At 71.2% G+C, this 14,612-nt stretch carries 10 protein-coding genes; 7 read left to right on the top strand and 3 right to left on the bottom strand.

The window, feature by feature from the left end:
- Window position 1: 1 nt before the first annotated feature.
- From JOM49_RS12920 to JOM49_RS43660, 3 genes are read right to left on the bottom strand one after another with little or no spacing between them, the layout of a single operon-like run.
- Window positions 2-3,199 (bottom strand): non-ribosomal peptide synthetase, encoded by a 3,198-nt coding sequence (locus tag JOM49_RS12920; protein WP_209664536.1) that lies wholly within the window; start codon window positions 3,197-3,199, stop codon window positions 2-4.
- 46 nt (window positions 3,200-3,245) lie between these two features.
- Window positions 3,246-4,673, bottom strand: coding sequence for an FAD-dependent oxidoreductase (locus JOM49_RS12915; RefSeq protein WP_245369315.1), 1,428 nt, complete (start codon window positions 4,671-4,673; stop codon window positions 3,246-3,248).
- A gap of 33 nt (window positions 4,674-4,706) precedes the next feature.
- A complete protein-coding gene (locus tag JOM49_RS43660; protein ID WP_281068315.1) occupies window positions 4,707-4,835 on the bottom strand; it encodes a hypothetical protein in 129 nt (42 codons plus the stop codon).
- Between the two features lie 101 nt (window positions 4,836-4,936).
- Between JOM49_RS43660 and asnB the strand changes: the two genes are divergently transcribed.
- The 7 genes from asnB to JOM49_RS12880 are packed head-to-tail and all read left to right on the top strand — an operon-like array spanning window position 4,937 to window position 14,424.
- On the top strand, window positions 4,937-6,790 hold the full coding sequence (gene asnB, locus JOM49_RS12910) for an asparagine synthase (glutamine-hydrolyzing) (protein ID WP_209664535.1): 1,854 nt from the start codon (window positions 4,937-4,939) through the stop codon (window positions 6,788-6,790).
- Window positions 6,791-6,850: 60 nt separating this feature from the next.
- Entirely contained in the window at window positions 6,851-8,677 is a 1,827-nt protein-coding gene (locus tag JOM49_RS12905) for a non-ribosomal peptide synthetase (protein ID WP_209664534.1), read from the top strand.
- 37 nt (window positions 8,678-8,714) lie between these two features.
- Window positions 8,715-10,988 carry a condensation domain-containing protein gene (locus JOM49_RS12900; RefSeq protein ID WP_209664533.1) on the top strand — a complete coding sequence of 758 codons (2,274 nt, stop codon included), beginning with the start codon at window positions 8,715-8,717 and terminating at the stop codon, window positions 10,986-10,988.
- 1 nt (window position 10,989) lies between these two features.
- Window positions 10,990-11,703 carry a cysteate racemase gene (gene cuyB, locus JOM49_RS12895; RefSeq protein ID WP_209664532.1) on the top strand — a complete coding sequence of 238 codons (714 nt, stop codon included), beginning with the start codon at window positions 10,990-10,992 and terminating at the stop codon, window positions 11,701-11,703.
- Window positions 11,704-11,716: 13 nt separating this feature from the next.
- On the top strand, window positions 11,717-12,508 hold the full coding sequence (locus tag JOM49_RS12890; protein ID WP_209664531.1) for a thioesterase II family protein: 792 nt from the start codon (window positions 11,717-11,719) through the stop codon (window positions 12,506-12,508).
- The gene (locus JOM49_RS12885) at window positions 12,501-13,253 is read left to right on the top strand and encodes an SDR family NAD(P)-dependent oxidoreductase (RefSeq protein WP_209664530.1); all 753 of its coding nucleotides are present in this window, start codon (window positions 12,501-12,503) and stop codon (window positions 13,251-13,253) included. Before JOM49_RS12890 ends, JOM49_RS12885 begins: the two co-directional genes overlap by 8 nt.
- A gap of 16 nt (window positions 13,254-13,269) precedes the next feature.
- Window positions 13,270-14,424 carry an acyl-CoA dehydrogenase family protein gene (locus JOM49_RS12880; protein ID WP_209664529.1) on the top strand — a complete coding sequence of 385 codons (1,155 nt, stop codon included), beginning with the start codon at window positions 13,270-13,272 and terminating at the stop codon, window positions 14,422-14,424.
- Window positions 14,425-14,612 lie beyond the last annotated feature (188 nt).

Genomic DNA, 14,612 nt, shown 5'->3' with positions numbered 1-14,612 from the left:
CTCACTCCTTTTCTGCTCCATCAGCGGGAAGAACTCGGGACACGGCCGCGGCCAGCCCGGCGGGCGTCGGATCGGCGAAGTAGTCCCACAGGGACAGCTCGGCGCCCAGGCGCACGCGGATCAGGTGCAGCAGCCGCGGCAGGAGGACCGAATGGCCGCCCACGGCGAAGAAACCGTCGTCCGGGCCGACTTCGGTGGCCTCGGTCAGTTCCTCGAAGATCGCCGCGACCGTGCGCCGCAGCGGCCCGTCCGGCTCGGCGTGCGCCACCGCCGGGGCCACTTCGGGGATCGGCAGCCGCCGCCGGTCGATCTTGCCGCCGACGTTGCGCGGCAACGCGTCGACGGTCTGGTAGGTCAGCGGCAGCAGCGTCTTGCCGAACCGGCGCACCAGGTGCCTGCGCAGCTCCGGCACCGGCGCCTCCCCCGGCTCGGCGAGCACCAGGTAGGCGAGCAGGCGGGACACCAGGCCGTGCGCACCGGGCACGCCGATCACCGCGCAGTCGGCGACCGACGGGTGGGCGGCCAGCGCGGCCTCCACCTCGCCGAGCTCCATGCGCATGCCCAGCACCTTGACCTGGGCGTCGCGGCGGCCGCGGAACTCGAGGACCCCGTCGTGCCGGATCCGGCCGAGGTCGCCGGTGCGGTAGCAGGCGCCGCCCACCACGCCGAGTTCCGGCCGCGGGCGAAGCGGTTCGAAGGCGTTCGTGGTGACGTCGCCGAGATAGCCCGGCGTCAGGTACGGGCTGCGCAGCACCAGGTGGCCGGTCACGCCGGCCGGGCACGGGCGGTCCTCGCCGTCGACCACCAGCACCTGGCGGCCGGGGATCGGCCTGCCGATCGGCGCGACCCCGTGCAGCGTGACGGTGACGTCGTACCAAGTGGCCAAAATGGACTCGGTGGGCCCGTACAGGTTGACCAGCCGCGCCGACGGCAGGGCCGCGCGCAGGCCGTTGGCCAGGTCGGCGGGCAGCGCTTCGCCGGCGAGCAGGAGGTGGTTCAGCGCGGGCAGCCGCTCGCCGGTGCGGGTCAGCACCCCGAGCACCTCACGGGCGAAACTGGGGACCGTCTGGAAGTGCGTGATCTCCTCGGCAGCCAGCCAGGCGGTCAGCTTCTCCGGGTTCGCGCGGATGCGCTCGGGTACCGGGTGCAGCGTCGCCCCACTGGTCAGCGCGGCGAACATCTCGCACAGGCCGGCGTCGTACCCCGGGGCCGCCCACTGCGCCACCCTGGCGCCGGGGCCGATGCGGAACTCCGTGGCGAACCAGCCGGTGAACTGCGCGAGCGTGGCGTGGTTCTGCGTGATGCCCTTGGGCTTGCCGGTGGAACCGGAGGTGTAGGCCACGTAGGCGAGATCCGTCAGCGCGACGGCCATCGGCCTGGGCGTCGCGGGCTCGAGGGCCCGCACGTCGACGACCGTGCCGTCGAGTTCTTCCGCGTACCAGGCCGCGATCGAGTCTTCGGTCACGCCGTCGACCAGGAGGACAGCGGGTTTGATGTCGGCCAGCACCGACCGGGCGCGCTCCCCCGAGTCGCTGGCGGCGAGGCAGACCACGTGGGCGCCGGCGGTGAAGGCACCCAGCACGGCGGCGGCCTGCGCGGCGCCGGTGGCCATGCGGATCGCAACCGGGCCCGGCGGCAGGACCGCCGCGATGGCATCAGCACGGGCGAGCAGCTCGTCGTAGGACACCCCGGGCAGCGCTTCCCCGGAGTGCGTGCGGGCCTGCGCGGCGACGGTGGCGGTGACCGGCGCGGTGGCCTCGATCCGGTCGGCCGCCACGACCGCGGTCCGGATCCGGGCCGGGGCGTCCAGCGGCAGGTTCGCCACCGGCATGTCCGGGTGCACCAGCGCCGCTTCCAGCAGCGTGCGGAACTGCACGGCGACGAACCGGGTGATCCGCGCGTCGATCATGGAAGTGCGGTAGCGGAACCCGCCGCTGATCTCCGGCTTGATCTCGTCGACGGCGAGGGTGAAGTCGGCGTCGGCCCACAGCGGGTCGAACTTCTCGCGCCGCACGGTACAGCCACGCAGGCGCAGGGCCGGGTCCTTCACCTCGACCCCGCGCACCAGGCCGTCGGACTCCACAATGGACTCGTGCTCGCGGTAGACGAACCCGGCGTCGAAGAACGGGCTGTGCCGCGGGTCGCGGGCCGGGTTGAGCGCGCGGGCCAGCTGCCCCTCGGTCGGGCCGCCGTGCGCGGACGCCTCCCGCAGCTGGATGCGCACCCGGTTCAGCACCTCGCGGAAGCTCGGCCTGCCGGTGAAGCCGGTGGTGAGCACCAGCGGTGAGTCGAAGGGGCCGACCGCGCGGTCGAAGGCCGACCACGGCCGGGCACGCACCGGCAGGCCGACCGGGATCCGGTCCGCCGCGCTGAAGCGGTGCAGCAGGCAGGTGAACGCGGTCAGCAGCACGGCGGCGGGGTCGACGCCCTGCTCACGGGCGAACGCCGCCAGGGCGCCCGCCAGTTCCGCGCCCCAGTTGAACCGCACGGTGCCGCCGGTGGTCGACGGTCCGGCCGGCCGGTCGCGGTGCAGCGGCAGGCTCAGCGCCGGGGGTGCCGGCGTGAGCTCCCCGCGCCACCAGTCCAGCAGCCGCGCGTGCTCGGCCGAACCCTCGCGTTCCCGTTGCCAGCGCGCGAATTCGCCGTACTGCAGCAGCGGGTCACGCAGTGCGTCACGGAGCGGGCGGCCGGTGACGCCCGCGGTGTACAGGCGGGACAGCTCGTCGAGCAGGATGACCATCGACGATTCGTCGGCCACCGCGCGGTGTGCCACCAGCACCACCACGTGCTCGTCGGACGCGGTGCCCGCCACGGTGAGCCGGGCGAGCGGGCCTTCGCCGAGCCAGAGCGGCTCGCCGATGATGTCGGCGCACAGCTCGTCCTCGGCGTCCTCCGCGTCCGGCACCAGCCCCATGTCCACAAAGGACTTGCCGATCTGGTCGGCGGCGGCGGTGCGCTGCACCGGCCGCCCGCCGACCTCGGTGATGCTCGCCCGCAGGACGTCGTGCCTGCGCACCACCTCCTGCCAGGCCCGGCCCAGCAGTTCGACGTCCAGCGGCCCGGAGACCCGGTAGGCCCGGCTGCGGGAGGCAGCCGGGGACCCCGGGTCGAGCCGGTCGGCGAACCACGCCTCGTCCTGCCGGACGGAGGTGACGGCGGAGATCTCGGGAAGCGCGCGACCGCGGTTGTCCTCCGACACTGCTGTTCCTCCGTTCCGGTATCGGGCGAGGGCGAGGCGCTATGCGCTAGGCCGCCTTCTTCTCCTCGGTCACGGCGTTGTTCCCCGGCAGGGCGGTGACCTTCGGCGACGCGGCGCTGCGCGGCACGGCCTGGTTCTTCCGGCCGAACAGCACCGCCTTGATGATCTTGAACAGGATCTTCGGCTGCATCAGCGATTCCGGCTTCGCGACCATGCCGGCGGTCTTCATGTACGCGGCGGCCACGTCACCGTCGCGCGAGGCGGCGGTCTGGGTCAGCGACAGGAAGAACTGCTGCACCTTCAGCGCGAAGGTGCGGTTGCCCTCCACCCCGGGGAAGCTGAGGTCGACGGTGTTGGTCATCTCCCACGGCGGGTCGATGACGTCGCGGGCCAGGTCGGCGAAGTACAGCTTCGGGTCCGGGGTGGCCCCGCTGTGCAGGTGGCCGCGGATGGTCAGCGCGGACAGCGCGGACACCGTCATGCCCTGGGCGTACACCGGGTTGAAGCAGGTCACCGCGTCACCGACGACGAGCAGGCCGTCCGGGAAGCGGTCCATCTTCTCGTAGCGGCGGCGCAGCGTGGTCGGGAAGCGGAAGGCGACCGGCTCGTCCAGGATCTCCGCGGTCTTCACCGCGTTGTAGATGTCCTGGGTGGACAGCGTCTTCAGCCACTCGAACAGGCCGGCCTGGTCGGTGGGAGGGTGGTCGCCCAGCAGGCCGTAGGTGGTCAGCTCGACGCGGCCGCCGTCGGTCTTGGTGAAGATGGCGCCACGCGGCAGGGCCGCCGACGCGACCGGGTTGATCGACAGGTCACCGTGGTAGGGGTCCTCGGTGAGCCGGTAGTGCTGGGTGACGTAGCCGAGGCCGATCTTCTTGCGCTCCTCCTCGACCCGGCCGTACCCCAGTTCCTCCAGCCAGATCGGCGTGCGCGAGCCGCGGCCGGTGGCGTCGACCACCAGGTCGGCGCTGAGCACCTTCTCCGCGGACTTGGTGCCGATGCGCTGCACCTTGACCCCGGTGATCCGGCGCTTGTCCTCGCTGGTGGTCACCCCGAGGATGTCGTGCTTCTCCACGAAGGTGACGTTCTCCAGCGCGTTGGTCCGCCGGCGGATGTGCTTCTCCAGCATCGGCCTGCTGGCCGAGACGCAGGTCAGCCCGGCGTCCTGCTGCTTGATCGGCTTGCCCTTGAAGTACCAGCGCACGTCGCCTGCCAGGTCACCGGTGGGCACGCCGTCGGCGAAGATCTCCTCGGTGATGCCGGGGAACATCTCCTCCATCGCCAGCTGACCACGGGCGAGCAGGCCGTTGATGTGCTTGCCCTGCGGGCAGGACCGCCGCGGTCCGTCGACGCCGATGAGCGCGTCGCGGTCCACGATGAGCACCTCGTCGTAGGCATCGGCGAGCACCCGGGCGGCGAACAGCCCCGCGATGCTCCCGCCGAGCACCACCGCGCGTGTTTTGGTCACGTCGGCCATAACGGTTGTCTCCTCGAAATCCGCAGATAGTGATCAGGTGCCGACGAATTCCGGCGAACCATCGATCTTCACCACGACATCGTCACGCGGCGGGGTGATCCGGCGCATCTCCTGGACTGCGGGGCTGTCACGGCCGGTGAACCGCACTCCCTTCTCCGTCATTGCGGGACCGCGTTCGGCCCGCTCACAAACGACTTCCGTTGTCGTAGGCTGATTTTCGGTGCTGGAAATCCCCATTCGAGACGAGCGAGGAGCGCGGGCGCATGTGCGGAATCGCGGGATCGGTCGCCCTGCCCCACGCCCGGCCGATCGCGGCCGCCGAACTGGGCCGGATGACCGCCGAACTGGTGCACCGCGGCCCGGACGAGGACGGTTTCTTCCTCGACGGCCCGGCCGCGCTGGGTTTCCGCAGGCTGAGCATCATCGACCTCGGCGGCGGCAGCCAGCCGATGTTCAGCGAGGACGGGGAAGTCGCGCTCGTCTGCAACGGGGAAATCTTCAACCACCGCGAACTGCGGGCGGAACTGGAGGCCAAGGGGCACCGCTTCCGCACCGACTGCGACGTCGAAGTGGTCGTTCACCTGTACGAAGAAGAAGGGCCGGAATTGCTGAACCGGCTCAACGGCCAGTTCGCCTTCGCGCTCTACGACCGCCGGGAACGCCAGCTCTTCCTGGCCCGCGACCACGCCGGCATCGCGCCGTTGTTCTACACCAGGACGCACGACCACTTCGTGTTCGGTTCCGAGGTCAAGGCGATCCTGCAGCACCCCGGTGTGCCGCGCGCGGTCGACTTGACCGGCCTGGACCAGGTGCTCACCTTCCCCGGTCTGGTCAGCCCGCGCACGATGTTCCGCGGGGTGTCGAGCCTGCCCGGCGGCCACTACCTCCTGGTGCGCGACGGTGAAGTGCGCGAAACCCGTTATTGGGACCTGGATTTCCCGGTCGAGGAGGAGCAGGCGCAGCCGGACGAATACTACGTCGAGAAGCTGCGCGAACTGCTGACCGCGTCCGTGCGCCGCCGGCTCCAAGCCGACGTCGGCGTCGGGTTCTACCTCAGCGGCGGCCTCGATTCCTCGCTGATCGGCGCGCTCGTCGGCGAAGTCGTGCAGGACCCGCACTCGTTCTCCATTACGTTCCCCGAAGCCGACATCGACGAATCCGGTCACCAGCGGCTGATGGCTAACAAGATCGGCTCGATTCACCACGAGGCGCCGTTCTCCGACGACGACATCGCCACCGAACTGCGGCGCATGGTGGTGCACGCGGAAACCCCGGTGAAGGAGAGCTACAACACCTGCTCCATGGTGCTTTCCGCGCTGGCGCGGGAACACGGCGTCAAGGTCATCCTCACCGGCGAGGGCGCCGACGAGCTGTTCGGCGGTTACGTCGGCTACCGGTTCGACGGCCTCGGCCGCGGCGCCGGGCGCTCCGGCGACCCGCTGGAGGACGCGCTCGAAGACAGCCTGCGGCAACGGCTCTGGGGCGAGCCGGACCTCTTCTACGAGCGGCAGTACCACGCCTGGCGGCAGTCCAAAATGGACATCTTCAGCGAAGACCTGCGCGAGTCGTTCGGCGAGTTCGACTGCCTGGCCGAGCCGGTGGTGGACACCGCCATGCTGGCCGGGCGCCCCCGGCTGAGCCAGCGGTCCTATTTGGACTTCAAACTGCGGATGTCGGACCACCTGCTCTCCGACCACGGCGACCGGATGGCGCTGGCGAACTCGATCGAGGCGCGCTACCCGTTCCTGGACCGCGACGTGGTCGAGTTCGCCAGGACCGTGCCCGCCCACCTCAAGGTGCACCGGCTCGGCGAGAAGTTCGTGGTGAAGCAGGCCGCGCAGGGCCTGGTGCCGCCGGAGATCATCGGCCGGGAGAAGTACGGCTTCCGCGCGCCGGGCAGCCCCGGCCTGCTGCGCCGGAACCTCGAATGGGTCGGCGACCTGCTCTCCCACGACCGGATCAAACGGCAGGGTTACTTCGACCCGCACGTGGTCGACCACCTCAAGGCGCGCTACCTGCGCGACGGCTTCGAGGTCCACCCGCATTTCGACGACGACCTGCTACTCGTCGTGCTCACGTTCGGCATCTTTCTTGACGAGTTCGGGTTGCCCCACTAGCGGTTCGGGGGTCCGGGGGTCGTCCCCCGTGCAGACAGCAGAGCTAGAAGGAGAGACACGATGGCTTCGGAGGCTTTCCAACCGATCCAGGCGCTGGTGGCGAAGGCGATCCGGCGCTTCCCCGACCACATCGCGGTCGAGTGCGCCGACGGCAAGCTCACCTACGCGGAGCTGGACCGGCGGGCCGACGACATCGCCGTCGCGCTGCAGGAAGCGGGCGCGGCACCCGGTGCGCTGGTGCCGGTGCTCGCCGAGGACCGCCGCGAGCTGGTCGCCGCGGTGCTCGGGGTGCTGCGCATCGGCGGGGTGGTGGTGCCGCTGGACGCCACCGCGCAGCAGCGGCGGCTGGAGCAGGCGCTCAACGACACCGACGCCTCCTGGGTGGTCACCGGCTCCGACCTCGGTGGGCTGCCTGCCAAGGTGCTCGCCGCGGCGGGGGCCACCGAGACCACCCGGATCGACATCGCCGACACCGCGGGCACCAGCGCGCGGCGGGCGGTGGTGACGCACGAGCCTTCGCCGGACGACCCCTGCTACGTCTTCTTCACCTCGGGGTCCACCGGCCGCCCCAAGGGCATCGTCGGCAGGCTCGGCTCGGTCGACCACTTCATCCGCTGGGAGACCGGCCTGCTCGGGGTGGACCCCGGGTGGCGGGTCAGCCAGCTGATCAGCCCGGCCTTCGACGCCGTGCTGCGCGACATCTTCGTCCCGCTGACCACCGGCGCGACCCTCTGCGTGCCGCCGCCGGACACCCTGCTCGACCCCGCCGAGCTGAGCCGCTGGCTGGAGGCGTCGGACATCTCGCTGGTCCACACCGTCCCGTCGCTGTTCCGCCGGCTGGCCACCGCGCCCGGCGAGCACGGATTCACCGCGCTGGAGTGCGTCGCGCTGTCCGGGGAGAAGCTGGCCCCGCGGGACGCGGCCGGCTGGTTCGACCGCTTCGGCGAGCGCACCAAGCTGCTGAACCTCTACGGGCCGTCGGAAACCACGATGACCAAGACCTTCCACTTCGTCACGCGCGCGGATACCGAGCGGGAGTCGATCCCCATCGGACGCCCGATGCCCGAGACCGAGGTGCTGGTGCTGACCGACCGCGGCCAGCTCGCCGCGGCCGGTGAGGTCGGCGAGATCTACCTGTGCACCCCGCACCGTTCGCTCGGCTACCACCGCCAGCCCGACGCCACCGCCAAGGCGTTCGTACCGGACCCGCGCGGCGGCTCGGCCGAGCTGGCCTACCGCACCGGCGACTTCGGCCGCCTTTCCGCCGACGGCGTGCTGGAGTACCTGGGCCGCAAGGACCACCAGGTCAAGATCGGTGGCGTGCGCGTCGAACTCGGCGGCGTGGAAAGCGTCCTGCGCAAGCACCCCGCGGTCGCCGAGGCCGCCGTGGTGGCCGGGGAATCCGCCGACGGCACGCCGTTCCTCTGCGCGCATATCGAGCAAACCACTAACGTCGATTCGGCGCTGCTGCGTGCTTTCCTGCGCGAGCGCCTGCCGGAAGCGGCGGTGCCCGCGGTGTTCGTGCCGACGGCCGAACTCCCCCGCACGATCAGCGGGAAGATCGACCGCCGCGCGCTGCCCGCGACCGCACCCGCCCAGACCGCGTCGGCCGACGTGCTCGCCCCGCGGACGCCCGCCGAGCAGGCCATCGCCCGGATCTGGGCGAGCGTGCTGCCCGGGCTGGCGGGCGCGGTGGACATCCGGCAGGACTTCTTCGACGCGGGTGGCAGTTCCCTGCTGGTCATCGAGCTGCTGTCCCGGCTGTCCGCCGAGTTCGGGGTCTCCGTCCCGTTGCACGAATTCCTGTCCGCGCCGACCGTGTCCGCCGTCGCCGGGCTGATCGAGGGCTCCCTCATCTCCGACGACATCGACGACCTCGGTCTTTGACAGCCCCGAGCCGACCTGAGCCCCTGGAGGCTGAACGATGACCGAACCGAATCTGCTGTCGACCGATCCCGCGCAGGCCCAGGTGATCGAGCAGGAGGTCGAGGCCGCGCTGCTGCGCCAGGAGGGCGTCGCCGACGGCGCGGTGGTCTTCGCCGGCGTCGGCGAGTCGGCCCGGCGCAACTGCGTTCGCTGCGGCATCACCGGCAAGTACCCCGGCCTGACCTTCGACGAGGCGGGCGTGTGCTCGCTCTGCGTGCTCTACGAGGAGAACCGCGAGCAGATCGACGCCTACTGGGGTGACCTCTCGGAGCTGGCGCCGAAGCTGCGGGCCAAGGCCGAGGCCGCCGGGTCGGAGTACGACTGCCTGCTGCTGTTCAGCGGTGGCAAGGACAGCACCTACGTGCTCTACCGGCTGGTCGACCTCGGCCTGCGGGTGATGACCTTCACCTTCGACAACGGCTTCATCTCCACCACCGCGCTGCGCAACGTCGAAGAGGTGACCGGCGAACTCGGCATCGAGCACGTCACCAAGACCAGGGCCGACCAGAACAAGATCTTCCTGCTGAGCCTGCAGGAGCACAAGAGCGTGTGCAACGGCTGCTTCCGCTCGCTGCTGGACCTGAGCACGGAGCTGGCGCACCACCGCGGCATCCCGAGCATCGTCACCGGGCTTTCACGCGGGCAGATCATGGACGAGCGGCTGTCGTGGTTCCACCAGCAGGGCATCTTCGACCGCGACGAGATCGAGGAGAAGCTGGCGCTGGGTCGCCGCGTCTACCACCAGTCCAGCGGCACCGGCGCGGAGGCCGCCGCGGTGGACGCGGTCGAGGTGGTCGACTTCTACCGCTACTCCGAGGTGACCAAGGACGAGATCCGCGCGCTGCTGAAGTCGCGGTCGAAGATCTGGGCGCACCCGGAGGACACCGGCTTCTGCAGCTCGAACTGCCTGATCAACGACGTCGGCGTGTACGTGCACGCCGCCGAGCGCGGGTTCCACAACTACGAGGCGCCGACCCGCTGGGAGGTCCGGCTCGGGCACCTCGCGGTCGCCGAAGCGGACGAGGAACTCCAGGGGCCGGTGAACTCGACGCGGGTCAAGCGGATGCTGGCGAAGATCGGCTACCCCGACCCGGCCGAGCACAAGCACCTCGGCCCGCGGATGACCGCCTACTACGTGCCGCGCGACGGTGTCGCCGAAGAGGTGATCCGCGCGTCCGTGGCCGCGGTGTTGCCGGAGGGGCTGGTGCCCGAGCGCTGGGTGGCGGTCGACGAGATCCCGCGGCGGGCGGGCGTGGTGGACCGGTCGGCGTTGAAGGCCCCGGTCTCGACCCGCTTCGGGCGTGGCAAGGAGGACTCGTCGCACCCGCTCACGCCGTCGCAGAAACGCGTGACCGAGCGGACGCCGCTGGCCGAGCAGGCCCGCGCGCTGCTGGTCACGCTGCCGGGCGCGGTGGACACGGCGAAGGTGAAGAAGATCGTGCTGCAGCTGCTGATGCAGCACGACGCCCTGCGCATGCGGTTCACCCAGGACGAGCACGGGTGGCGGCAGCAGCCGGTCGGTGCCGGGGGCACGCTGCCGGTGGTCCGGCTCGACCTGTCGACGGTCACGGCGGAGCAGGAGCCCGCGCTGCTGAAGCGTGCCGTGGCGAAGCTGCGGGCGCGGCTGGACCCGGCGGAGGGGCGGGTGCTGCAGGTGACCGCGCTGGAGCGCGGGCCGCGCCCGGCCGGGTTGCTCCTGGTGCTGCACGAACTGGCGGCCGACACCGCGTCGTGGCGGCTGATCCTGGAGGACGTGGTCACCGCCTGCCGCCAGATCGGTGCCGGTGAACCGGTCGAACTGGCGCGATCGGAGCCGTTTCCCGGTACCGCGCCGGTGCTCGACGCCGTCGCTGCCGATCCCGGCCCCGCGCTCGCCGTCCTGACCGCGCTCGGCGAGGTGCTGTCCACCGCGCTGGGCCGGGAGTCGGTGACCATCGACGTCGCCGACCACACCGCCCCGCACCGCCGGACCGGGCGCATCGTCGGCCGTCTGTCCGATGTGGACACCTGGCGGGTCGGGCCGGGCTTGCTGGAGCCCACCGCCGAGCCCGCCGAGGTCCGGTACGACCACTTCGGCGACGTGCGCACGCTGCTGCCGGCCGGGTCGCCGGTGACGGTGTCGGACGTGCCCGAGGTCGACTTCACCGAGCTGCCGGGTACCGGACCGCACGCGATCTCGATCGCCGGTGCCGTCCGGGACGGGCGGCTGCGGCTGACGTGGCTTGGCGCACCCGAGGGGGTCGCGCAGCGGGTCGCCGATCGGCTGGACTGACGTGACCGCCACGCTGGGCGTGCTCGGCGGTATGGGGCCCGCGGCCACCGCCGAGTTCCTCCGGCTGCTGGCGCTGCGGGTCCCGGCCCGCACCGACCAGGAGCACCCGCGGATCGTGCTGCTGTCCGAGCCGTCGGTCCCCGACCGGACCGACGCGCTGCTCGCCGGCGAGGACACCCCGCTGCGCCCGATCCGCGAGGGGCTGCGAACGCTGGTCGGCTGGGGCGCGGACCTGCTGGCCGTGCCGTGCAACACCGCGCACGTGTTCATCGACCGGATCAGCGCGCAGCTGCCTGTCCCGGTGGTGCACATCGTGGACGCCACGCTCCGGGCCGCGCGGCGGGCGAGCCCGGCCGGGGCGTGGCTGACCGCGACCACCGGGACCGTCACCAGCGGGCTGTACCAGGAGCGCGCCGCTTCACTGGGTTACCCGCTGCTGGTGCCGGACGAGCCGCTGCAACACCGCATCCACCGGGCGGCGTCGCTGGTGAAGGCCAACCGCACGCCCGAGGGCGGCGAGGAGTTCGCGGACGCGGTTTCCCAGCTGTGGCAACGGGACCGTCGTCCGGTGGTGACGGCGTGCACGGAACTGCCCATCGCCTACACCGCGGCCGGGCTGCCACCGGAGTCGATGGTGTCCAGTTTGGACGCGCTGGCCACCGCCTGCGCGGAGGAGTTGTACCGGGCGGCGGCCCCGCTCCGGATCGCTGTTTAAGGAGTGCATCGAAATGGCCGGATCGTGGACGGCGGTGCTGCGTGCCGCCCAGGGGACGCCCGAGGCGCGCGTGGTGCTCATCCCGCACGCCGGGGCCGGGCCGAACGTGCTGATGCCACTGGCCGAACGGCTGCCGCCGCGGTTCGAGGTGCTGGGCGTGACGCTGCCGGGCCGCGAACGCCGCTTCTCCGAGAGCTTCAAGGAAACCCCCTCGGACCCGCACGCGGTGGTCGAGGGCGTGCTGGGTGAACTCGTCGCGCTGCCGTCGCTCCCGACCGTCCTTTTCGGACACAGCATGGGTGCCGCGGTGGCCGCCGCGATCGCGCTGGCGAAGCCGGAACCGTTCGCGGGCCTGGTGCTCAGCGCCTACCCGTCCGGCGGCTCGGCAGCCGAGCGGGCGGGCCGCTGGAGCGACGACGACCTGGTGAAGATCATGCGCGCCGGTGGCGGCACCCCGGACGAGATCCTGGCGAGCCCGTTCTGGCGCGAGCACGTGATGGCGTTGCTGCGCTCGGACCTGACGCTGGGCCTGCGGCTCGCCCAGGTGAGCTTCCTCGGCCCGGTGGCGGTGCCGCTGACCGTGCTCGGTGCCCACGACGACCAGCTGGTGCCCTCGGCCGAGCTGCCCGCGTGGCGGGACCGGGCGGGCGCGGGCCTGCGCACCCGGATGTTCGACGGCGGGCACTTCTACCTCCTCGAGGAGCCACACGTGGGCGAGGTGGCCGCCGAGCTCGCTCGAGCCTGCCTCGGCAATCGGGAAGACGCGCAGGTCGAGGGCGATAATGGACCCTGGTCGCATGACTGAGTTCGAAGGCAAGTCCGTACTGATCTCCGGTGGTGGCAGCGGTATCGGCCTCGCCACCGCGCAGCGGCTGGTCGCCGCCGGCGGGCGCGTGGTGCTCGCCGGTCGCAGCCGCGAACGACTGAACACCGCGGTCAAGGAACTCGACGCGGGCGACCGCGTGGTCGCCGTGCAGGCCGACGTGGCCAGCACCGCCGACCTCGACGCGCTGTTCGCCCAGGTCGGTGAGACCGTCGGCAAGCTCGACGGTGTGTTCGCCAACGCGGGCACCGCCTCCGCGGGCCTGCTCGGCGACGTCTCCGAGGAGGAGTTCGACCGGGTCGTCGGCACCAACTTCAAGGGCACCTACTTCACCGTGGCCAAGGCCGTGCCGTTCCTCAACGAGGGCGCTTCGGTGGTGCTCAACGGTTCCTGGCTGGTGCACCGCGGCATGGCGCCGGGCGCGCTGTACGCGGCGAGCAAGGCCGCCGTGCTGAACCTGGCCCGCTCGCTGGCCGCGAACCTGGCACCGCAGGGCATCCGGGTCAACGCGGTGACCCCCGGCCACACCGAGACCGAGATGTTCGACCAGGTCGCGCCGAACGAGCAGGTCCGTGAGTTCTTCCGCAGCCAGGTCGTGCTCGGCAAGCTGGGGCAGCCGAGCGACGTCGCGGAGACCGTCGCCTTCCTGCTCTCGGCCAAGTCGGCCTACGTCACCGGGCAGGAGTTCGTCGTCGACGGCGGCCTGGTGACCGCCGTCGCCGCCTGAGCCGGGGAGCCCGACCGTGATCGACTACCGGTTGCCGGAGGAACACGAAACCCTGCGCAAGACCGTCCAGGAGTTCGCCGCCACCGAGGTGGCCCCGGTGATCGGGGCGATCTACGAGCGCGGCGGGTTCCCGTACGAGCTGGTCGCGAAAATGGGCCGGATGGGCTTGTTCGGGTTGCCGTTCCCCGAGGAGCACGGCGGCATGGGCGGCGACTTCTTCGCGCTCGGGCTGGCGCTGGAGGAACTGGCGCGGGTGGACTCCTCGGTGGCGATCGCGGTCTCGGCCGGGGTGTCGCTCGGGGCCATGCCGCTCCACAAGTTCGGCACGCCGGCGCAGAAGCAGCGGTGGCTGCCCGCGTTGTGCGCCGGCGACGCCCTCGCCGGGTTCGGCCTGACCGAGCCCGGCGGTGGTACCGACGCGGGCGCCACCCGCACCACCGCGGTGCGGGACGGGGACGAGTGGGTGATCAACGGCAGCAAGTCGTTCATCACCAACTCGGGCACGGACATCACCGCACTGGTCACCGTCACCGCGGTGACCGGCGTGACCCCGGAGGGCCGCAAGGAGATCTCCGCGATCATCGTCCCGTCGGGCACGCCCGGCTTCGCGGTGGCACCCTCGTACTCGAAGGTCGGCTGGTGCGCCTCGGACACCCATGAGCTGTCCTTTTCGGACTGCCGGGTCCCGCTGTCGAACCTGGTCGGTGAGGAGGGCCGGGGTTTCGCCCAGTTCCTCTCGGTACTGGACGAAAGCCGGATCGCCCTGGCCGCCGTCGGCACCGGCCTGGCGCAGGGTTGCGTGGACGAATGCGTGCGCTACGCCCGCGAACGGGAAGCTTTCGGCCGCCCGATCGGTGACCACCAGGCGATCGCCTTCAAGATCGCCGACATGGAAACCCGGGCGCACACCGCGCGCCTGGCCTGGTACCACGCCGCCGCCCGCCTGGTCGCCGGCGAACCGTTCAAACGGGAGGCGGCTATCGCCAAACTCGTCTCCTCGAACGCCGCCATGGACAACTCGCGGGACGCCACCCAGATCTTCGGTGGCTACGGCTTCATGAACGAATACCCGGTGGCCCGCTTCTACCGGGACGCGAAGATCCTGGAAATCGGGGAAGGCACGAGCGAGGTACAACGCATGCTCATCGCCCGCACCCTCTTGCATCCCTGATCCCCCCCCGGTCACTGTCGCCCACCTCGCGACACAAATGTGGCTTTGGGGGCGGATTCGGCCCCCAAAGCCACATTCGTGACACTTGCGGGCCTCCCCACCCCGATCCTCCATCGTGACGACGGCGAAGGCCTCCTTGTCAAGGCGGGAACGCTTACCTTGACAAGGAGGCCTTCGCCGTGTCCTGA

This window comes from Amycolatopsis magusensis (genome assembly GCF_017875555.1).
Classification (GTDB): domain Bacteria; phylum Actinomycetota; class Actinomycetes; order Mycobacteriales; family Pseudonocardiaceae; genus Amycolatopsis; species Amycolatopsis magusensis.
Note: the sequence above shows the minus strand (reverse complement) of the source record. Positions and strands in the feature narration are given on the sequence as shown.

Coding starts and splice junctions, on each gene's coding strand:
- JOM49_RS12915 (WP_245369315.1), bottom strand. CDS start 4,673: ATGGCCGACGTGACCAAAACACGCGCGGTGGTGCTCGGCGGGAGCATC.
- asnB (WP_209664535.1), top strand. CDS start 4,937: ATGTGCGGAATCGCGGGATCGGTCGCCCTGCCCCACGCCCGGCCGATC.
- JOM49_RS12905 (WP_209664534.1), top strand. CDS start 6,851: ATGGCTTCGGAGGCTTTCCAACCGATCCAGGCGCTGGTGGCGAAGGCG.
- JOM49_RS12885 (WP_209664530.1), top strand. CDS start 12,501: ATGACTGAGTTCGAAGGCAAGTCCGTACTGATCTCCGGTGGTGGCAGC.
- JOM49_RS43660 (WP_281068315.1), bottom strand. CDS start 4,835: ATGACGGAGAAGGGAGTGCGGTTCACCGGCCGTGACAGCCCCGCAGTC.
- JOM49_RS12900 (WP_209664533.1), top strand. CDS start 8,715: ATGACCGAACCGAATCTGCTGTCGACCGATCCCGCGCAGGCCCAGGTG.
- JOM49_RS12890 (WP_209664531.1), top strand. CDS start 11,717: ATGGCCGGATCGTGGACGGCGGTGCTGCGTGCCGCCCAGGGGACGCCC.